This is a genomic window from Nocardioides albidus, from assembly GCF_006335005.1.
In the GTDB taxonomy this organism is placed as follows: domain Bacteria; phylum Actinomycetota; class Actinomycetes; order Propionibacteriales; family Nocardioidaceae; genus Nocardioides; species Nocardioides albidus.
On sequence record NZ_VDMP01000027.1, the window covers coordinates 2,262 to 20,098 of the forward strand.

19 protein-coding genes are annotated in these 17,837 nt (G+C 71.9%); 11 read left to right on the forward strand and 8 right to left on the reverse strand.

Translation table 11 applies throughout. From position 1 onward, the window contains the following. Nucleotides 1–46: 46 nt before the first annotated feature. Nucleotides 47–490: a hypothetical protein gene (locus tag FHP29_RS18420; protein WP_139624354.1), complete on the reverse strand. Its 444-nt coding sequence runs from the start codon at nucleotides 488–490 to the stop codon at nucleotides 47–49. Beyond that, complete coding sequence (locus tag FHP29_RS18425) at nucleotides 487–1,644, reverse strand: TolB family protein (protein ID WP_158296637.1); 1,158 nt, start codon at nucleotides 1,642–1,644, stop codon at nucleotides 487–489. Before FHP29_RS18425 ends, FHP29_RS18420 begins: the two co-directional genes overlap by 4 nt. 437 nt (nucleotides 1,645–2,081) lie before the next feature. Between FHP29_RS18425 and FHP29_RS22290 the strand changes: the two genes are divergently transcribed. Further along, nucleotides 2,082–2,234, forward strand: coding sequence for a helix-turn-helix domain-containing protein (locus FHP29_RS22290; RefSeq protein WP_205014265.1), 153 nt, complete (start codon nucleotides 2,082–2,084; stop codon nucleotides 2,232–2,234). Here FHP29_RS22290 and FHP29_RS18435 read toward each other — a convergent pair. From FHP29_RS18435 to FHP29_RS18455, 5 genes are all read right to left on the reverse strand, one after another. After that, nucleotides 2,227–2,886: a type 1 glutamine amidotransferase family protein gene (locus tag FHP29_RS18435; protein ID WP_139624356.1), complete on the reverse strand. Its 660-nt coding sequence runs from the start codon at nucleotides 2,884–2,886 to the stop codon at nucleotides 2,227–2,229. The two genes, FHP29_RS22290 and FHP29_RS18435, sit on opposite strands and share 8 nt — an antisense overlap. Before the next feature lie 3 nt (nucleotides 2,887–2,889). Then, the gene (locus tag FHP29_RS18440) at nucleotides 2,890–3,420 is read right to left on the reverse strand and encodes a gamma carbonic anhydrase family protein (protein WP_139624357.1); all 531 of its coding nucleotides are present in this window, start codon (nucleotides 3,418–3,420) and stop codon (nucleotides 2,890–2,892) included. 95 nt (nucleotides 3,421–3,515) lie between these two features. Further along, nucleotides 3,516–5,294, reverse strand: coding sequence for an acetyl/propionyl/methylcrotonyl-CoA carboxylase subunit alpha (locus FHP29_RS18445; RefSeq protein WP_139624358.1), 1,779 nt, complete (start codon nucleotides 5,292–5,294; stop codon nucleotides 3,516–3,518). Between the two features lie 31 nt (nucleotides 5,295–5,325). After that, nucleotides 5,326–5,607 carry an acyl-CoA carboxylase epsilon subunit gene (locus tag FHP29_RS23310; protein WP_139624359.1) on the reverse strand — a complete coding sequence of 94 codons (282 nt, stop codon included), beginning with the start codon at nucleotides 5,605–5,607 and terminating at the stop codon, nucleotides 5,326–5,328. Beyond that, nucleotides 5,604–7,199 carry an acyl-CoA carboxylase subunit beta gene (locus FHP29_RS18455; protein ID WP_139624360.1) on the reverse strand — a complete coding sequence of 532 codons (1,596 nt, stop codon included), beginning with the start codon at nucleotides 7,197–7,199 and terminating at the stop codon, nucleotides 5,604–5,606. Before FHP29_RS18455 ends, FHP29_RS23310 begins: the two co-directional genes overlap by 4 nt. Nucleotides 7,200–7,248: 49 nt before the next feature. On the opposite strand from FHP29_RS18455, the gene FHP29_RS18460 reads away from it, so the two are divergent. Then, on the forward strand, nucleotides 7,249–7,944 hold the full coding sequence (locus tag FHP29_RS18460) for a TetR/AcrR family transcriptional regulator (protein ID WP_139624361.1): 696 nt from the start codon (nucleotides 7,249–7,251) through the stop codon (nucleotides 7,942–7,944). Between the two features lie 95 nt (nucleotides 7,945–8,039). Continuing rightward, the gene (locus tag FHP29_RS18465) at nucleotides 8,040–9,581 is read left to right on the forward strand and encodes a S8 family peptidase (protein ID WP_139624362.1); all 1,542 of its coding nucleotides are present in this window, start codon (nucleotides 8,040–8,042) and stop codon (nucleotides 9,579–9,581) included. Nucleotides 9,582–9,676: 95 nt separating this feature from the next. On the opposite strand, the gene FHP29_RS18470 is transcribed toward FHP29_RS18465, so the two are convergent. Beyond that, the gene (locus FHP29_RS18470; protein WP_139624363.1) at nucleotides 9,677–10,243 is read right to left on the reverse strand and encodes a MarR family winged helix-turn-helix transcriptional regulator; all 567 of its coding nucleotides are present in this window, start codon (nucleotides 10,241–10,243) and stop codon (nucleotides 9,677–9,679) included. A 191-nt stretch (nucleotides 10,244–10,434) separates the two neighbouring features. Between FHP29_RS18470 and FHP29_RS18475 the strand changes: the two genes are divergently transcribed. From FHP29_RS18475 to FHP29_RS22295, 8 genes are all read left to right on the forward strand, one after another. Next, nucleotides 10,435–11,814: an MFS transporter gene (locus FHP29_RS18475; protein WP_139624364.1), complete on the forward strand. Its 1,380-nt coding sequence runs from the start codon at nucleotides 10,435–10,437 to the stop codon at nucleotides 11,812–11,814. Next, nucleotides 11,811–13,328, forward strand: coding sequence for an aldehyde dehydrogenase (locus FHP29_RS18480; RefSeq protein ID WP_139624365.1), 1,518 nt, complete (start codon nucleotides 11,811–11,813; stop codon nucleotides 13,326–13,328). The genes FHP29_RS18475 and FHP29_RS18480 overlap by 4 nt, the downstream gene beginning before the upstream one ends. Before the next feature lie 120 nt (nucleotides 13,329–13,448). Continuing rightward, nucleotides 13,449–14,420 carry a VOC family protein gene (locus FHP29_RS18485; RefSeq protein ID WP_139624366.1) on the forward strand — a complete coding sequence of 324 codons (972 nt, stop codon included), beginning with the start codon at nucleotides 13,449–13,451 and terminating at the stop codon, nucleotides 14,418–14,420. After that, a complete protein-coding gene (locus tag FHP29_RS18490; RefSeq protein ID WP_139624367.1) occupies nucleotides 14,417–15,214 on the forward strand; it encodes an aspartate dehydrogenase domain-containing protein in 798 nt (265 codons plus the stop codon). The genes FHP29_RS18485 and FHP29_RS18490 overlap by 4 nt, the downstream gene beginning before the upstream one ends. A gap of 7 nt (nucleotides 15,215–15,221) precedes the next feature. Continuing rightward, nucleotides 15,222–16,034, forward strand: coding sequence for an alpha/beta fold hydrolase (locus FHP29_RS18495; RefSeq protein WP_139624368.1), 813 nt, complete (start codon nucleotides 15,222–15,224; stop codon nucleotides 16,032–16,034). A 72-nt stretch (nucleotides 16,035–16,106) separates the two neighbouring features. Continuing rightward, entirely contained in the window at nucleotides 16,107–16,631 is a 525-nt protein-coding gene (locus tag FHP29_RS18500; protein ID WP_139624369.1) for a cupin domain-containing protein, read from the forward strand. 2 nt (nucleotides 16,632–16,633) lie between these two features. Then, the gene (locus tag FHP29_RS18505; protein WP_139624370.1) at nucleotides 16,634–17,374 is read left to right on the forward strand and encodes a 3-oxoacyl-ACP reductase family protein; all 741 of its coding nucleotides are present in this window, start codon (nucleotides 16,634–16,636) and stop codon (nucleotides 17,372–17,374) included. 52 nt (nucleotides 17,375–17,426) lie between these two features. Beyond that, nucleotides 17,427–17,837 (forward strand): SDR family NAD(P)-dependent oxidoreductase (locus FHP29_RS22295; RefSeq protein WP_205014268.1); only part of this gene is annotated, 411 nt, incomplete at its 3' end.

Consider the following 17,837-nt stretch of genomic DNA (forward strand, 5'->3'; position numbering starts at 1 on the left):
GTGAGGGTGAGGGCGGTGAGGGTGACGGCGATGGCCAGGTGGCGCCTCATCGGCGGACCTTCTTCCTGTTCGAGACGAGGGTGACGGGTATTCCGCCGGGCGGGGTGCAGGTGGCGTGTAGGCGCAGCCTCGTGCCGAGATCCTTGCGGCGGATTCGGTACCCGGGCTCGGTCGCCCTTCTAATCGGCTTGCAGTTGCGATGCCACCGATAGGTCGCTGCTGCGTCGGGGGGCGAGAGGCTCGCGCCCCGGACCAACCGCAGTTTTCGGCCGACCCGCGCTCTTCCGGCGATGACGAGGGTCAGTCGGCGCTCGTCGGTGCCATCGGCGTTGATCGAGTAGATGTCCCAGTTCCCCTCGCGCAGGTCGACGAACGCGATCCTGCCGTCGGATCCGGGACCGGCGGCGGCAGGGACGGCATCGGCAGCGGGGACGGCACCCGGCAAGCCGAGCCCGGCGAAGGGGAGCGCCAGCGCGAGGAGCCGCCTCATCGGCGTGCCTTCTTCTTGGCGGAGGCGACGGTGACCGGGCCGGTGGCGCCGACGACGGTGCAGGTCGCGCGGACGGACACCTTCTTGCCGCGGTCCTTGCGGCGGATCTTGTACTTCACCCCGGTGGCGCCCTTGATGGCCTTGGCCTTGCGGAACCACTGGTAGGAGACGGTGGCCAGCGCGGGGGAGAGGGCAGCCTGCCTCAGCCGGAGCTTCCGGCCGACGATCGGCTTGCCCTTGAGGGCGGGCTTCGGGCAGCCGATGGCAGGCGGGCGTTGCCAGGCCGGCTGGGACTCGGCGGCGGCGGTCCGGGTGAGGTTGGTCCGTTGTCCGTTGCGGAGATCGACCACCCAGATGTCCATGGTTCCGGTCAAGCCTGCCAGGGCGAGCATCTCGCCGTTGGGCGACCACGACGGCTGGGCGTCGCTCATCCACTGGGACAGGTCGATGACGGGATCCAGGGCACGCAACCCGACGCCCCGGATCCGGACGAACCCGGCGCCCTCGCGGGTTCCTCCCACGGCCACCCGGATGGCGTCCGGCGACCATGCGACCCAGTTGAAGGGCGCGAACGCCTCCGATCTCAGGCCCCACTGGGCTCCGCCGGCGACGGGCAGGAACTGGAGGTCGCCATCGATGGTCGTGACGGCGATGAACCCCCCGACCGGTGCCCAGTCCGGTGCCGCGTAGCCAGAGGGCGCAGACACTGCCGTCACGTCGGTGCCGTCGGGATCCATGGCGAAGATCTGATCGGCTCCGTTCCGATCGCTCTGGAACGCGATCCGGGTGCCGTCGGGGGACCAAGTGGGATGCTGGTCCTCGCTGTCGTTGTGGGTGAGACGCAATTGGTTGCTGCCGTCGGCATTCATCGTCCAGATCTCGCGATGCTGACCAGGTCCCGGCTGGATCCGCTGGAACGCGATCCGGGTGCCGTCGGGAGACCAGGCGGGGCCTCCGTCCGAGGCGCCATCGAAGGTCAGCCGGGTCTGGCCGGAGCCGTCGGCGTTCATGACGTAGATCTCCCAGTTCCCGTCGCGGGCGCTGGCGAAGGCGATCCTCCCGTTCGGGCCGGGTACGACGGCCTCGGCCGGGGCCGTCGTACCGGTCGCGACAAGGGTGGCTGCGGCGAGGAGGAGGACGGCGAGCTGCATCATCGGCAAAAGCCCTCGTGTGAGACGGTCACTGGACACGGCCTCAGGGTCCGTCGGCTGCCCGGGCTCCGCACGAGTAATGGGGTACTCGCTTCCCGCGGGCGGCGCTACCGTGCCCGGATGGGGCTGGACTGGCCCCTGACGGGACGTGACGAGGAGCTGTCCGCGATCCGGCGAGCGATCCATCGCCCTCACGGCCCGGGCGCGCCATCCGGCCTTCGCGCTCAACGAGCCGGACCGCTTGCTCGCCCATGCCTGGGTGCACGCGGCGCAAGGGAGCCGTCCAGCAGGCGGTCCGGCGCGCGCGGGAAGCGGCCGACCGTGCCGCCGCCCTCGGCCAACTCGCCTTCGAGGTCCACGCACTGGCGACGCGCGCACACCGGCCCTCGTCGAGCGCTGCACCCGCTTCCGCTGACCGCGCGCGAACGCGAGATCGCCACTTGGCGGCGAACGGCTTCACCAACCGCGAGATCGCCGAGCGGCTCGTGGTCTCGTCCCGCACGATCGAGGGACACCTCTACCGTGCCGGAATCAAGCTCGGCGTCTCCGACCGGACCCGCTTCTCCGAACTGCTCGGCGGCGCCCTCAGCTGACGAGCACGCCGCCCTCGGCGCGCCGTACCTGCAGCGCCGCGCCGGCACCGACGACCTCGACGGCGCCGTCGCGCACCACGACCGCGGTGTGCTCGTCGACCGCCCGGGCCTCGGCGACCAGGCCGGCGCGGACGGCGGCCACCGCCCGCGGAAGGGTGCCCCACTGCGCGGCATGCACGTCGACGGCGAAGTCGATCCGGCCGAGCCCGGGCACGACCGCGAGCTCGTCGAGATCCTCGGCCGCATCCTCCGGCGCGACCTGCCGCCCTTCCAACAACCAGCCCCCGACGATCGCGCGGTCCGCGGCGATCGCCGCGCCGGCGGAGAAGCCCGCGTAGGGGAGGGCGGCCAGCGCGTCGCGGGCCGGGACGACGAGCTCGGCGTACAACGGCGTGAGGCCGCCGGCGACGAACACCCCGGCGGCTCCGGCGATGTCGTCCGCGGTCAGCGGGCGGCCCTCCTCGAGCACGATCGTCCGTACGCCGGCCGCGTCGGCGAGCACGCCGCGCCACCGATCGAGGTCCACGCCCTCCCCGTCGTCGACGATCACACAGGCGGCCTCGCCGCCCGCGAGCTCCGCCACGAACGGCGCCAGCAGCCGGCGTACCTGCTCCTCGTCGCGGCCGCCACCGACCAGCACGCTCAGCGTCATCGCTCAGCCCTCCACGGCCGTGACGCCCTTGCGGTGCCGCTCGGCGAGCTCGGCGTAGTAGACGGCGTTCGTCTCCACCCAGACGTGCGCGCTGGTGCCCTCGATCGGGCGCTTGGTCTGCGCCGGCGCGCCGGCGGCGAGCACGCCCTCGGGGATGGCGGTGCCCGGCGTGACGACGGCGCCCGCGGCGACGAGCGAGCCCGCGCCGATCGTGGCATGGTCCAGGACGGTGCTGCCGTTGCCGAGCAGCGCCTTCTCGCCCATGGCGTCGCCGTGGAAGACGCAGGCGTGGGCGACGGTGGCGTTCGGGCCGATGTCGACGACGACGTCGGGCCCTCCGTGGACGACGGAGTTGTCCTGGATGTTCGAGCCCTCGCGCACGATGATCGTGCAGATGTCGGCGCGCAGCACGGCGCCGTACCAGACACTGGCGCCCTTCTCGACGCGTACGTCGCCGATCAGGGTCGCGGTGGGAGCGACGAACGCCTCGGGATGGACCTGGGGCCTGCGGCCTTCGAACTCGTAGAGGAACACGCGGACAGGGTAGGGCAGCGAGGCGCTACGTCATCCGTTCCGTGGGCGCGACCCCACGGAACGGATGGCGTGCCTCAGAGACAGGCGTCCGTTGATCAGCCGAGGATCTCGCAGACGACTTCGCCGTTGCCGATGGTGGCGCCGAGCTCGGCCGAGAGGCCGGTGATGGTGCCGGCCTTGTGCGCCTTGAGCGGCTGCTCCATCTTCATCGCCTCGAGGACGACGACCACGTCGCCCTCCTCGACCGACTGGCCCTCCTCGACGGCGACCTTGACGATGGTGCCCTGCATGGGGGAGGTGACGGAGTCACCCGACGCCGCGGCGCCGGCCTTCTTGCCGGCCGCACGCTTGGGCTTCTTCGCTCCCCCGGCGCCACCGCCGACCGCGAGGCCGCCGAGGCCGGCCGGAAGGACGACCTCGATCCGCTTGCCGCCGACCTCGACGACGACCTTCTGCTTCTCGCCGGCCTCCTCGGCTTCGCCCGCAGCCCCGCCGTACGGCGTGATCTGGTTGTCGAAGTCGGTCTCGATCCACGTCGTGTAGACCTCGAAGGAGCCCTCGCCCGTCGGGTTGGACGCACCGACCCATGCGGGGTCGTTGACGATGACCTCGTGGAAGGTGATCGCGGTCGGCATGCCGTCGACCTCGAACTCCGCGAGCGCGCGACGCGACCGCTCGATCGCCTGGGTCCGGCTCGAGCCGGTGATGATCAGCTTGGCGATGAGCGAGTCGAACGCGCCGGGGACGGTCTCGCCGACCTCGTAGCCGCCGTCGACGCGGACGCCCGGGCCCTGCGGCGGGTTCCACTTGGTGAGGGTGCCGGGGGCGGGCATGAAGTTGTTGCCGCCGTCCTCGGCGTTGATGCGGTACTCGATGGAGTGGCCGCGGATCTCGGGGTCGTCGTAGCCGAGCTCCTCGCCGGCGGCGATGCGGAACATCTCGCGGACCAGGTCGATGCCGGTGACCTCCTCGGAGACACAGTGCTCGACCTGCAGGCGGGTGTTGACCTCGAGGAAGGAGATCGTGCCGTCGGCGGCGACGAGGAACTCGCAGGTGCCGGCGCCGACGTAGCCGGCCTCGCGCAGGATCGCCTTCGACGACTCGTAGAGGCGCTGGTTCTGCTCGTCGGTCAGGAACGGCGCGGGCGCCTCCTCGACCAGCTTCTGGTGGCGGCGCTGCAGCGAGCAGTCGCGCGTGGAGACCACGACGACGTTGCCGTGCTGGTCGGCGAGGCACTGGGTCTCGACGTGGCGCGGCTTGTCGAGGAACTTCTCGACCAGGCACTCGCCGCGGCCGAAGGCGCCGATCGCCTCGCGGGTCGCGGACTCGAACAGCTCGGGGATCTCCTCGAGCGTGCGGGCGACCTTGAGACCGCGGCCGCCGCCGCCGAAGACCGCCTTGATGGCGACCGGGAGGCCGTGCTCCTCGGCGAACGCGACGATCTCGTCGGCCGACTCGACCGGGTCCTTGAGACCCGGGGCCAGCGGGGCGCCGGCGGCGAGGGCGATCTGCTTCGCCTTCGCCTTGTCGCCCAGCCCGTCGATCGCCTCGGGGGAGGGGCCGATCCAGATCAGGCCCGCGTCGATCACGGCCTGCGCGAACGCGGCGTTCTCGGCGAGGAAGCCGTAGCCCGGATGGACCGAGTCGGCGCCCGACTGCTTCGCGACATCGATGATCTTGGCGATGTCGAGGTAGGTCTCCGCGGGGGTCGACCCGCCCAGGGAGTACGCCTCGTCGGCCAGGCGGACGAACAGGGCGTTCGCGTCCGGCTCGGCGTAGACGGCGACGGAGCCGATGCCCGCGTCCTTGGCGGCACGGATGACCCGCACCGCGATCTCGCCGCGGTTGGCGATCAGGACCTTCTTCAAACTCATGGTGTGGCCTTCCAGTTCAGCGTGACGCGGGTCAGCGGGGCAGGGCGCTGGCGCGCCACGCGCCGCGTCCGGGGATCGGGTGGGAGCTGGCGGTGGAGCGCAGGCGGCGGGCCGGGCTCCTCCACTCCGAGCGCGGCGCCGCGGGCGGAGTGGCGCCGCTGCCCAGTGCGGCGAGCACGGCGACGATCGCGGCGACCTCCTCTTCGCTCGCTGCGCTCGCGAAAGACAGGACAGGCGCGGAGCTCGCTTCGCTCGCGCAGTCTTGATGTTCCGGCGAAGCCAGGCTCGCTTCGCTCGCGGCTACGCCGGTCACAGCGGGATGTTCCCGTGCTTCTTGGGCGGCAGCGTCTCGCGCTTGTTGCGCAGCAGGCGCAGCGCCTTGACCACCTCGGCGCGGGTCTCCGACGGCTTGATCACGCCGTCGATGTAGCCGCGCTCGGCCGCGATGTAGGGGTTGGCGAGCGTCGTCTCGTACTCGTCGATCAGCTCGGCGCGCTTGGCCTCCACCTGCTCGGGAGAGGCGCCGCCGGCCGCGAGGTCGTTGAGGGTGCGGCGGTGCACGATGTTGGCCGCACCCTGGGCGCCCATCACCGCGATCTGGCCGGTGGGCCACGACAGGTTGATGTCGGCGCCGAGGTGCTTGGAGCCCATCACATCGTACGCGCCGCCGTAGGCCTTGCGGGTGATGATGGTGACCAGCGGGACGGTGGCCTCGGCGTAGGCGTAGATGAGCTTCGCGCCGCGACGGATGATGCCGAGGTGCTCCTGGTCGACGCCGGGGAGGAAGCCGGGGACGTCGACGAAGGTCAGCACCGGGATGTTGAAGGCGTCGCAGAACCGGACGAACCGGGCGGCCTTCTCGGAGGCGTCGATGTCGAGGGTGCCGGCGAACTGCATCGGCTGGTTGGCGACGACGCCGACCGAGCGGCCCTCGACCCGGCCGTAGCCGACGATGATGTTGGGCGCGAACAGCGGCTGCACCTCGAGGAAGTCGCCGTCGTCGAGGATCGTGGTGATCACGTCGTGCATGTCGTAGGGCTGGTTCGGCGAGTCCGGGATCAGCGTGTCCAGCGCGAGGTCCGCAGGCGTCGCCTCGAGGTCGGCCGCCTCGTCGTACGACGGCGCCTCGTCCAGGTTGTTCTGCGGCAGGAACGACAGCAGCGCCTTGACGTACTCGAGCGCGTCCTCCTCGTCGTGGGCCATGTAGTGCGCGTTGCCGGACTTGGTGTTGTGGGCCCGGGCGCCGCCGAGCTCCTCCATGGAGACGTCCTCGCCGGTGACGGTCTTGATGACGTCGGGGCCGGTGATGAACATCGCCGAGGTCTGGTCGACCATGATCGTGAAGTCGGTGACCGCGGGGGAGTAGACGTGACCGCCGGCGCAGTTGCCCATGATCAGCGAGATCTGCGGGATGACGCCGGAGGCGTGCACGTTGCGCTTGAAGATCTCGCCGTACAGGCCGAGCGAGACGACGCCCTCCTGGATGCGGGCGCCAGCGCCCTCGTTGATGCCGATGATGGGGCAGCCGGACTTGATCGCGAGGTCCATGACCTTGGTGATCTTCTCGCCGTAGACCTCGCCGAGCGAGCCGCCGAAGACGGTGAAGTCCTGGGAGAACACGCAGACCTGGCGGCCGTCGACGGTGCCGTAGCCGGTGATCACGCCGTCGCCGTACGGACGGGTCCTCTCGAGGCCGAAGGCGGTGGAGCGGTGGCGGGCGAACTCATCGAGCTCGACGAAGCTGCCCTCGTCGAAGAGCAGCTCGATCCGCTCGCGGGCGGTCTTGCGTCCCTTGGCGTGCTGCTTCTCCTGCGCCTTGGCGGCAGGAGCGTGCACGGCCTCGTCGGTGCGGCGGTCGAGGTCCGCCAGCTTGCCCGCGGTCGTGTGCAGGTCGATCTCGGTCATGAAACTGAGTATCATCCATTGACACTGGAGTTCACAAGGGGGGTGCGGTGTGACGCAGTCGCACGACGACCGGCGGCCCGCGGTCGCCAAGGGTCCGGCCGCGGCGATCGTCGATGCTGCCTTCCGGCTCTTCAACGAGTTCGGGTACGACGCCACCAGCGTGGACGACATCGCCGCCGCCGCGGGCGTGAGCCGCAGCTCCTTCTTCCGGCTCTTCGGGTCGAAGGAGATGGTGATCTTCCCCGACCACGACGCGATCCTCGCCGCCGTGGAGGAGCGCCTCGCCGCGTCCACCCAGAAGAGCGCCATCCTCGCCGTCTCCGACGCCGTGCGCGTCGTGCTCTTCCACTACATCGCGGAGGGCCCGCTGGCCCGGCGCCGCTACCGGCTCACCTCGACGGTCCCCGCACTGCGCGAGCGTGAGCTGATCAGTGGGTCGCGCTACCAGCACCTGTTCCGGCAGTACATCAGCGCCTGGGGCGACGCCTCGGAGGAGTCGGAGCGCCGCGGCGAGCTGATGGCCGCCGCCGTGGTCGCGGCCCACAACCGGGTGCTGCGCCGTTGGCTGCGCGAGGAGTGCGAGGACCCGCACGCGGAGATCGACGAGGCCATGGCCCAGGTCAACGCCCTGTTCGCGCCGCCGGCCCCCGCCGACCCCGCCGACCCCGCTGCTCCCGGCGCGATCGTCGTGGTCCGGACCGACCAGGATCTCGCCGCGCTCGCGGAGCGACTCCGGTCGTTGTGAAGTTCGGCCGGTGATCCTCTCGCCAAGGAGCGCCCGGGCAGGACAGGATGTCGCCCGGCGCACATCCGCGCCCTTCCTCTCGGAAAGGTTGATCCATGCCTCAGCACAACCGGCGGTTCCGAACCGCCGTTCTCACGGTCGCGACCGGCCTCACCCTGGCCGGCCTGTCCGTGACCGGGTCCGGCGCCGGTGCCGCTCCCGCGGCCGGCGACGAGCCCCCGTCGACCCCGGTCCCCATCAGCACGCCCGACGGGGTCGTGTCGTCGTACCTCCTCAACGCGAAGGTCGCCAACCCCGGCCAGACCCGGCTGCTCGAGCGTGCGGTCGCCAAGGCGGGCGGCGTCGTCGTCCAGACCTGGCCGCAGGTCGGCGTCGTCGTCGCCCACAGCGACGAGGCGGGCTTCCGCGCCGACGTCGAGGCGTACGCCGGCAGCGCGCTCGAGTCCGTCGGCGCGACCCGCACGGTGCCCGTCACCGAGGGCACCCCCGAGGGCGTGCAGGCGCCGTGGGGCCCCGGCAAGGGCCACGCCGGCCCGACCGCGTCGCGCCCCGAGGGCGACGCCGGGTCGGAGGTCACGACCGCCGTGGCGCCCGACCCGCGTGAGAGCGAGCAGTGGGACCTGCAGGTGATCAAGGCCGACCAGGCGCACGAGATCACCGACGGCTCCCGTGACGTCGTCGTCGGCGTGCTCGACTCCGGCATCGACCCCGACCACCCCGACCTCGCCGCCAACATCGACGTCGCCGACTCGGTCAACTGCACCGACGCCGGGCGCCCGGACACCTCCGCGACCGGCTGGCACCCGACGACCAGCGACCACGGCACCCACGTCGCCGGCACGATCGGCGCCGCGCGCAACGGCACCGGCATCGTCGGCGTCGCGCCCGGTGTGCGGATGGCCGCGGTGAAGGTCGTCAACGACGCCGGGTTCATCTACCCGGAGTACGCCGTGTGCGGGTTCATCTGGGCCGGTCTGCACGGCATGGACGTGACCAACAACAGCTACTACGTCGACCCGTTCGAGTTCTACTGCGAGGACCAGCCCGACCAGTACGCCGCCAAGGAGGCCGTCCGCCGAGCGGTCGCCTGGTCCACCGAGCAGGGCGTCGTCCACGCCGCGGCCGCGGGCAACTCCGCGCACGACCTGGCCGACAAGTCGTCCTTCCTCGACGAGGGCAGCCCCGACGACGGCACCCCGGTGACCCGCACGCTCAACAGCGGCTGCCAGGACATCCCGACCGAGCTGCCGGGCGTGGTCACCGTCTCGGCCAGCCACCGCGACGACATCCTGGCCTACTTCTCCAACCGTGGGCTCGGCGTCATCGACGTCGCCGCTCCGGGCCGACGGATCCTGTCGACGATCGTCACCGGCAACGGCTACGGCCTGAAGTCCGGCACGTCGATGGCCTCGCCGCACGTCGCCGGGGTCCTCGCGCTGATGAAGTCGGCCCATCCCGAGCTCACGCCGGCCGAGATGGTCGCCGAGCTGCGGGCCGACGCCGACGACCACGCCTGTACCGTCCAGGAGACGCCGCCGCTGCCGACGATCCCGTTCGGCGCGCCGTGCGTCGGCTCGGACGCCGACAACAGCTATTACGGCGAGGGCATGGTCGACGCGCTGGACGCGGTCAGCTGACTCCCGGCTGACGACGCCGCATCCACCCTGGTGACCGGCGGCCGCCCTCGGGCGGTCGCCGGTCATCGTCGTTCCCGGAGAGCGTTCCGGTGGGCTCAGGCCACCTCGTCGGACCCGCCGTCGTCGGCCTCGTCCCCGCGGTCGGCGGCGACGATCGAGCGCTCGAGCTTCGCGAGCAGTCGGGCGAGCTCGGCGCGCTCGGCGAGCGTGAGCCCCTTGAGCAGCGCGCTCTCGGCGCGCAGGTGGTCCTCGATCGACGCGTCGATCAGCGCGAGGCCCTCGTCGGTGAGCTGGGAGTGGACGACGCGGCGGTCGTCGGCGTCGCGCTGCCGGACGATGAGACCGGCGGCCTCGAGCCGGTCGAGCCGGAAGGTGACCCCGGCCGAGGACAGGAGCGAGCCGTCGGCGAGCTCGCGGCCCGACTTGCGGTACGGCGCCCCCGAGCGGCGCAGCGCGGCCAGCACGTCGAACGAGGCCGAGTTGAGCCCGTGCTCGCCGAAGACCCGGGTGAGCACGGTCTGGTAGCGCAGGTAGACGCGGTGGATGCGCCCGAAGAGCGCGATCGGCGTCGCGTCGAGGTCCGGGCGCTCGTGCGCCCACTGGGCGACGATGGCGTCGACGGCGTCCGGCTGGTCGTCGTCTCCGGGCTGTCTGCGGGACATGTCCGCAGTGTACGAGTCCGCCCGGTCCGCGGGTGACCGGTCGCGCCGGAGATGGTCGACGGGAGGACGGGTACCGCGAAGAGTGGCCCCGGGGCTTGACGCCCGACCGTGACGCCGCGCACACTCTAAGGACTTAAAGACTCAGTGCTTAGCAATCCCTCCACGGCCCTCCGAACGGATGGTGATCCTCCATGGTCCACTCAGAGCACCCGGTCGCGACCGCGGTGACGGCCGAGCAGATCAGTGCTCGGCTCGAACGCCTCCCGCTCTCGCGCTGGCACGTCCGGACCAGGGTCCTGGTGGGCGTCGCGACGTTCTTCGACGGCTTCGACCAGCTGATGATCGCCTACGCCCTGCCGGTGCTCATCCCGTTCTTCCGGCTGGACCCCTCGATGATCGCGTGGACGATCGCCATCGGCGGCATCGGCATGCTGGTCGGTGCCCTGGCCGGCGGATGGCTCGCCGACCGCGTCGGCCGGGTGCCCGTGCTGGTCGGCTCGCTGCTGCTGTACTCGCTGTGCAGCGTCGCCATGGCCGGCACCGACGTCCTGTGGCTCTTCCTGCTGCTGCGCTTCATCCAAGGCTTCGGGCTCGGCGCCGAGGTCCCGGTCGCGGCCACCTACATCGGGGAGATCACCCGCGCCCACGGCCGCGGCCGGTTCGTGCTGGTCTACGAGCTCATCTTCCCGGCGGGCCTGGTCGCCTCCGCGATCGTCGCGTCCTGGGTGGTGCCGACGCTCGGCTGGCGCTGGCTGTTCGCGCTCGGCCTGCTCCCCATCGTCCTCGTCCCGTTCCTGCGCCGCGTTCCCGAGTCGCCGCGCTGGCTGGCCTCCCGCGGCCGGATGGAGGAGGCCGACGCGGCGACCCGCCGGATCGAGGCCGAGATCGCCGCGGACAAGGGCGCCCTCCCCGAGCCCGCTCCGGGGGAGATCGCGCCGGTGGTCGAGGGCCGGGTGCGGGTGGCCGAGCTGTTCTCGGGCGTCTACCGCCGTCGTACCCTCATGCTCGCCGTCGCCTGGCTCACCGCCTACTTCGTCAACTACGGCATCGCGGCGTGGCTGCCGACCATCTACCGCCAGGTGTTCCGGCTCGACGTCAGCACGGCGCTCCACTACAGCATCGCCACCAGCGTGGCGGGCATCGTCGGCTGCGCGATCGTCGCGTTCACCATCGACCTCGTCGGTCGCCGGATAGCCCTGTCCGTGGGCCTGGCCGGCAGCGCCGCCATGCTCTTCATCCTCGCCTCGACCGGCGCCGGCGACGCCGGGACGGTGCTGATCTGGTCGGCTCTGTCGGCCATGTTCATCTTCGCCGTCAACATGGCGCTCTACGTCTACACCGCCGAGCTCTACCCGACCCGGATGCGCGCCCTGGGCGCCAGTGTGGGCGGTGCGTTCGGGCGCCTCGGCATCGTGATCGGCCCCGTCGTGGTCGGCCGCCTCATCGAGCGCGGCTTCTCGGTCGCCGAGGTGTTCAGCGTGCTGGGCGCCGTCGCCGTCGTCGGCTGCGTCACCACCGCGCTGTTCGCCGTCGAGACCCGCGAGCGGACCCTCGAGGAGATCTCGCGATGACCGCGACCGGTGCGCTCGAGCACGCCGGCCCGGTCCCGAACGACGTCCCGATCCCGCCCGACGAGATCCTCGTCGCGGGGGAGTGGCGTCGGGGCGCCGGACCGGAGTCCGCGACCGTCGACCCCGGTGACGGCGCGGTGATCACGACGATCCACCAGGCCTCCGTGGCCGACGTCGACGAGGCGGTCGCGCGCGGCGCCGTCGCCGCGGCCGGACCCTGGCGCGACCTGCTGCCCCACGAGCGGGCCCGGTATCTCCACCGCATCGCGGACGGCATCGACGCCCACGCGGAGCGGCTGGCCCGGCTCCAGACCCGCGACACCGGCAAGACCCTCCGCGAGACCTCGGCGCTCGTGGCCAGCGCGGCCGGCACCTTCCGGTACGTCGCCGCGGCCCTCGAGACGTTCGACGAGGAGCTCACCACCCAGCGCGGGCCCTCGCTCACCATGAGCGTCCACGACCCGATCGGCGTGGTCGGCGCGATCACGCCGTGGAACTCGCCGATCGCGAGCGACGCGCAGAAGATCGCGCCGGCCATCGCGGCCGGCAACGCCGTCCTGCTCAAGCCCGCCGAGTGGACGCCGCTCGTCTCGCTCGCGCTCGGCCGCATCATCGGCGAGTCCGGACTCCCGGCCGGCCTGGTCTCGGTCCTGCCCGGCCAGGGCTCGGTGGTGGGCGACGCGATCGTGCGTCACAGCGGCGTCGGCAAGGTCTCCTTCACCGGGGGTACGACGACCGGCCGGGTCATCGCGCACGCCGCGGCCGACAAGCTGATGCCCGTCTCGCTCGAGCTCGGAGGCAAGTCGCCGACCATCGTGTTCGACGACGCGGACTTCGAGGCGGCCGTCGCCGGCATCGCCTACGGCATCTACTCCAGCTCCGGCCAGAGCTGCATCGCCGGGTCCCGCCTGTTCCTGCCCGAGGCGCGCGCCGAGGAGTTCCTCGACCTGCTCGTCGCCACCGTGCGCCGGCTGCGCGTGGGCCACGGGCTCGACCCGCGCACGCAGGTCGCGCCGCTGGTCCACCACCGGCACCGCGACTCCGTCGCCGGCCATGTCGAGCGGGCGCGCGCCGACGGTGGCGAGGTGCTCGCGGGTGGGGAGGTGCCCACCGGGCCCGGCTACGACGCGGGCGCCTACTACCTGCCGACGGTCATCGCCGGTCTCGACAACTCCTCGGCCACCTGCCAGGAGGAGATCTTCGGGCCGGTGCTCTCCGTGCTCACCTATGCCGACGAGGACGATCTGATCGCCCGCGCCAACGACTCGGTCTACGGGCTGGCCTGCGGGCTGTGGACGCGTGACTACCGCACCGCGTGGCGGGTCGCCCGCCGGATCGAGGCGGGGACGGTCTGGATCAACACCTACAAGCAGTTCAGCAGCTCCACCCCGTTCGGCGGGATGAAGGAGAGCGGCCTGGGACGCGAGAAGGGGCGCCGCGGCATCGCCGAGTACATGCGCCAGAAGAGCCTCTACTGGGGCCTCGACGCCGCGCCCCACCCGTGGGCCGGCTGAGCCCGCCGAATCGGCGCGGGCGAGGAGCCGGCGAGAAAAAGGTGATCTGGGCCACCGGATGGCCTTGACTTCGAAAAGTCTTAGCGCTTAACTATTAAGACCTGAGAGAACGGAGCGGCGATGTCGATCGCACGACTGCACTCCCTGCGCAGCGTCCAGCTGCAGGTCCCCACGCTGGCGGAGTCCACCGACTTCTACGCCGAGGTCTGGGGCCTGTCGGTGGTCGAGCGGGACCGTGACGACGCCTGGCTGCGCGGCACCGGCCCCAACCACCACGTCCTCCAGCTCACCCGGGCCGGCCAGAACGGCCTGGGCGTCATCTCCTTCGCGGTGCGCACGCCGGCCGAGGTCGACGAGGCGGCCCGCCGGCTGACCGCCCGTGGCCTCCCGATGCTCGCCGAGCCCGGACCGCTCGACCAGATCGGCGCGGGCTACGGGCTTCGCTTCGTCGACCCGGAGGGCCGCACGATCGAGCTCTCCGCCGACGTGCACGCCGTACGCCCCCTCGACCGGGACCGCGCCGTCCCGGTCGGCGTCACCCACGTCGTGCTCAACACCGTCGACATCGACCGCGCCGTCGCCTTCTACACCGACGTGCTCGGCATGCGGGTCTCCGACTGGTCCGAGCACCAGATGGCCTTCCTGCGCTGCAACACCGACCACCACAGCATCGCCTTCAACCAGGCGACCTGGACCTCGGTCAACCACGTGGCCTACGAGATGCCGAGCATGGACCACTTCATGCGCGGCATCGGCTCGCTCAAGCAGCAGGGCATCACCCCGCTGTGGGGTCCGGGCCGCCACGGTCCCGGCAACAACACCTTCGGCTACTTCGCCGACCCCGCGGGCCTGGTGTGCGAGTACACCTCCGACGTCGCCCAGGTCGTCGAGGACCAGTGGCTGTGCAAGACCTGGCGCCGCGTGCCCGAGCTCTCCGACCTGTGGGGCACCGCCGGACCGCCGTCGAAGGACGTCCGCTCCCACATGGCCGGCGTCGAGGACCCCGGCGCCTTCGCCGCCCGCCCCGAGCTGGCCCGGTGCTTCGCCGACGACCCGCAGACCCTCGACGTCCCGGCGGAGGTGCACGCATGACCAAGATCGCCGTCATCGGCGCCGGCGCCATCGGGCGACCGGTCGTCGAGGCCCTCCTCGCGGGCGCCATCGACGACGTGGAGGTCATCGGCGTCGTCAACGACAAGCCGCTCCCCGACGGCTTCCCCGTGCCGCAGATCCACCTCGCCGAGGCGATCGCCACGAGCGACGTCATCGTCGAGTGCGCCGGGCAGGCCGTGGTCGCCCGCCACGCCGTGGAGATCCTCGAGTCCGGACGCGACCTGCTCGTCACCTCGGCGGGTGCGCTCGCCGACGCCGGGCTGGCGACGCGGATGACGGCGGCGGGTCCCGGCCGCTTCGTCGTCACCTCCGGTGCCGTCGGCGGCGTCGACCTGCTCGTCAGCGCCGGCTCCTACGGCAGCGTGCAGCGGGCGTCGGTGACCACGACCAAGCTGCCCGGAGCCCTGCTCCAGCCGTGGATGGACGACGCCACCCAGGAGCGGATCCGTACGACGACCGAGCCGATCACCATCTTCGAGGGCACCGCCGAGGAGGCCGCCCGCTTCTTCCCGCGCTCCCTCAACGTCGCCGCCACCGTCGGCCTCGCGCTCGGCAGCCTCGACCTCGTCGAGGTCCGTCTCATCGCCGACCCGGCCGCCGAGCTGACCAGCCACGTCATCGAGGCCGACACCGACGCCGGCAGCTACCGCTTCGAGATCCGCAACCACCCCTCGCCCGACAACCCGCGCACCAGCGGCGTGGTCGCCCGCGCGGTGGTCCGGTCCCTGTCCGTGCTCGTCGGCCGCCCGGTCGGCGCCGTCAGCATCATCTGAGGCCGCCATGACCATCACCGAGCAGAGCCCCGCACCCGACGGCATCATCCATGTCGACGACACCGGCTCCGGCCCGACCATCCTGTGCCTGCACGGCATCGGCTCCAGCTCCGCGTCCTTCGCGCCGCAGCGCGAGGCCCTCGCCGACGAGTTCCGCATCCTCGCCTGGGACGCCCCCGGCTACGGCCGCTCCGCCGACGTGGAGGCCGGCCTCGACCTCGACGGGTACGCCGACGCGGCGGCCGCCGTGATCGAGCAGCACGCCGCCGGTGGCCCGGTGCACGTCCTCGGCGTCTCCTGGGGCGGCGTGATCGCCGTACGCCTGGCTTCCCGGCACCCGCACCTGCTCCGCAGCCTCGTCGTCGCGGACTCCAGTCGCGGCTCGGCCGTCGACCCCGACAAGGCCGCCGCCATGCGCGAGCGCGCCGAGCAGCTCGCCGAGCAGGGCAACGAGGCGTTCGCCGCCGCCCGCGGTCCTCGCCTGGTCAGCCCCGCCGCGCCGCCGGAGCTCGTCGACCGGGTCGTCGCCGGCATGCGCGACGCGATCCGCCTGCCCGGCTACGCCCAGGCCGCCGAGGTGATGGCCGCGACCGACCTCACCGAGGAGCTCGGGAAGGTCGACCTGCCCACGCTCGTGCTGTGCGGCGACCAGGACCAGGTCACCGGGATCGCCGAGTCCCAGGCGCTCGCCGGCGGCATCCCCGACGCGGTCTTCGTGACCCTGCGCGGCGCGGGCCACCTCGCCAACCAGGAGTCGCCGGAGGCGTTCAACGCCTGGCTCTCCTCGTTCGTCTCCATCGTCGAGCGCCTCTACGGCTGAGACGCCCCCGTTCCGAGCTTCACCGCAACCGCCCCACCACCCCACCTGCTCGTCACCAGAGAGGAAACAACCATGACGACCACCCAGCAGCCGCTCGAGTACGAGACCGCCGAGAGCCTCGAGGAGTTCACCGACTCGATCATCCTCACGCGCGAGAGCCGCCACGAGGACTGGGACACCCTCGGCTTCCAGGCCAAGGCCGGCGACCAGTACAAGCGCGCGCAGATCCGCTACGTCGGCTCGGGCGCCACCGGCAACCACGAGAACGACAACCGCACGATCAAGTCGCGCGGCTTCACCTTCTCCAACATGCTGCTCCCCCCGGGCGCCGAGGGCCCCGAGCACACCCACCACGACGCCGAGGAGGCCTTCTTCGTCCTCGAGGGCGAGGGCGAGGTCGGCGTGCACCGCAACGGAGAGGTCGTCAAGCGCACCCTCGGCTACCGCGACATGATCGTGGTCCCGGCCGGCGTCCCGCGCAGCCTCAAGAACAACGGCGACACCGACGCGCTCTTCTGCGTCATCATCGGCGCCCAGAAGCCCCAGGTCCCCACCTACCCGGAGACCTCGGCGATGCACGGAATCAGCCGGGACTGAGCATGGACCTCGACGGTGCCCCGGTCCTGGTCACGGGGGCAGGACGCGGCCTCGGCCTCGCGATCTCGCGCCGCCTGGCCCGGGCCGGAGCACACGTCTGGCTCGCCGACATCCGCGAGGACTGGCTGGCCACCGCCGCCACCGACCTCGACGCCGAGGGGCTGAAGGTCGACACCGTCGCCGTCGACGTGACCGACCACGCGTCGGTCAGGGCGATGGTCGCGACCACCGGTCCGGTCTTCGGGCTGGTGAACAACGCCGCCCGCGCCGACGGCGTCGGCGGCAAGCCGGTCCACGAGATCGAGCCCGCCGAGTGGGACTCGCTGATGGCGGTCAACCTCCGCGGCCCCTGGCTGGTCGCGCGCGAGGTCGTCCCGGGGATGATCGCCGCCGGCTCCGGCCGGGTGGTCAACATCGGCTCCGACTCCGCGCTCTACGGCTCGCCCCGGCTGGCGCACTACATCGCCTCCAAGGGCGGCCTGGCCGCGCTCACCCGGGCGATGGCCAGCGACCTCGGCCCCCACGGCATCACCGTCAACACGGTGACCCCGGGGCTGACCGACACCGAGGCCGCCCGCCAGGTCCCCGAGCACCGCCACCAGCTCTACCGCGACAACCGCGCCCTGACCCGCGACCAGGAGCCGGCCGACGTCGTCGGCGCGGTCGCCTTCCTGCTCGGCCCGGAGGCGTCGTACATCACCGGCCAGCAGCTCGTCGTCAACGGCGGCTTCGTCTTCAACTGAACCGCCCGACCCACCGCCCGACCGATCGCCCGATCACTCCCTGAGGAACGCCATGGATCTCCAGCTCGCCCGACGCACCGTGCTCGTCACCGGTGGCAGCTCCGGCGTCGGTCTCGCGACCGTCTCGACCCTGCTCGACGAGGGCGCCAACGTGATCACCTGCGCCCGCCGCCTCGACGTCCTCGAGAAGGCGCTGGCCGACGCAGGGGCCCGCGGCGACCGCGTGCTGGCCGTCGCCTGCGACGTGCGCAAGCCGGGCGACGTGGCGCGCACGGTCGCGGCCGGCGTACGCCGCTTCGGCGGCCTCGACGGCGTGGTCAACAATGCCGGGCAGTCGCGGATGCTCGGGCTCGCGGACGCCACCGTGGAGGACTTCCGCGACGAGATCGACCTCAAGTTCGCCAGCGTCCTCAACACCACCGCCGCCGCGCTGCCGCACCTGCGGGAGTCGGACGCCGCCTCG

Coding starts and splice junctions, on each gene's coding strand:
- FHP29_RS18420 (WP_139624354.1), bottom strand. CDS start 490: ATGAGGCGGCTCCTCGCGCTGGCGCTCCCCTTCGCCGGGCTCGGCTTG.
- FHP29_RS18425 (WP_158296637.1), bottom strand. CDS start 1,644: ATGATGCAGCTCGCCGTCCTCCTCCTCGCCGCAGCCACCCTTGTCGCG.
- FHP29_RS18435 (WP_139624356.1), bottom strand. CDS start 2,886: ATGACGCTGAGCGTGCTGGTCGGTGGCGGCCGCGACGAGGAGCAGGTA.
- FHP29_RS18445 (WP_139624358.1), bottom strand. CDS start 5,294: ATGAGTTTGAAGAAGGTCCTGATCGCCAACCGCGGCGAGATCGCGGTG.
- FHP29_RS18455 (WP_139624360.1), bottom strand. CDS start 7,199: ATGACCGAGATCGACCTGCACACGACCGCGGGCAAGCTGGCGGACCTC.
- FHP29_RS18465 (WP_139624362.1), top strand. CDS start 8,040: ATGCCTCAGCACAACCGGCGGTTCCGAACCGCCGTTCTCACGGTCGCG.
- FHP29_RS18470 (WP_139624363.1), bottom strand. CDS start 10,243: ATGTCCCGCAGACAGCCCGGAGACGACGACCAGCCGGACGCCGTCGAC.
- FHP29_RS18475 (WP_139624364.1), top strand. CDS start 10,435: ATGGTCCACTCAGAGCACCCGGTCGCGACCGCGGTGACGGCCGAGCAG.
- FHP29_RS18480 (WP_139624365.1), top strand. CDS start 11,811: ATGACCGCGACCGGTGCGCTCGAGCACGCCGGCCCGGTCCCGAACGAC.
- FHP29_RS18485 (WP_139624366.1), top strand. CDS start 13,449: ATGTCGATCGCACGACTGCACTCCCTGCGCAGCGTCCAGCTGCAGGTC.
- FHP29_RS18490 (WP_139624367.1), top strand. CDS start 14,417: ATGACCAAGATCGCCGTCATCGGCGCCGGCGCCATCGGGCGACCGGTC.
- FHP29_RS18495 (WP_139624368.1), top strand. CDS start 15,222: ATGACCATCACCGAGCAGAGCCCCGCACCCGACGGCATCATCCATGTC.
- FHP29_RS18500 (WP_139624369.1), top strand. CDS start 16,107: ATGACGACCACCCAGCAGCCGCTCGAGTACGAGACCGCCGAGAGCCTC.
- FHP29_RS18505 (WP_139624370.1), top strand. CDS start 16,634: ATGGACCTCGACGGTGCCCCGGTCCTGGTCACGGGGGCAGGACGCGGC.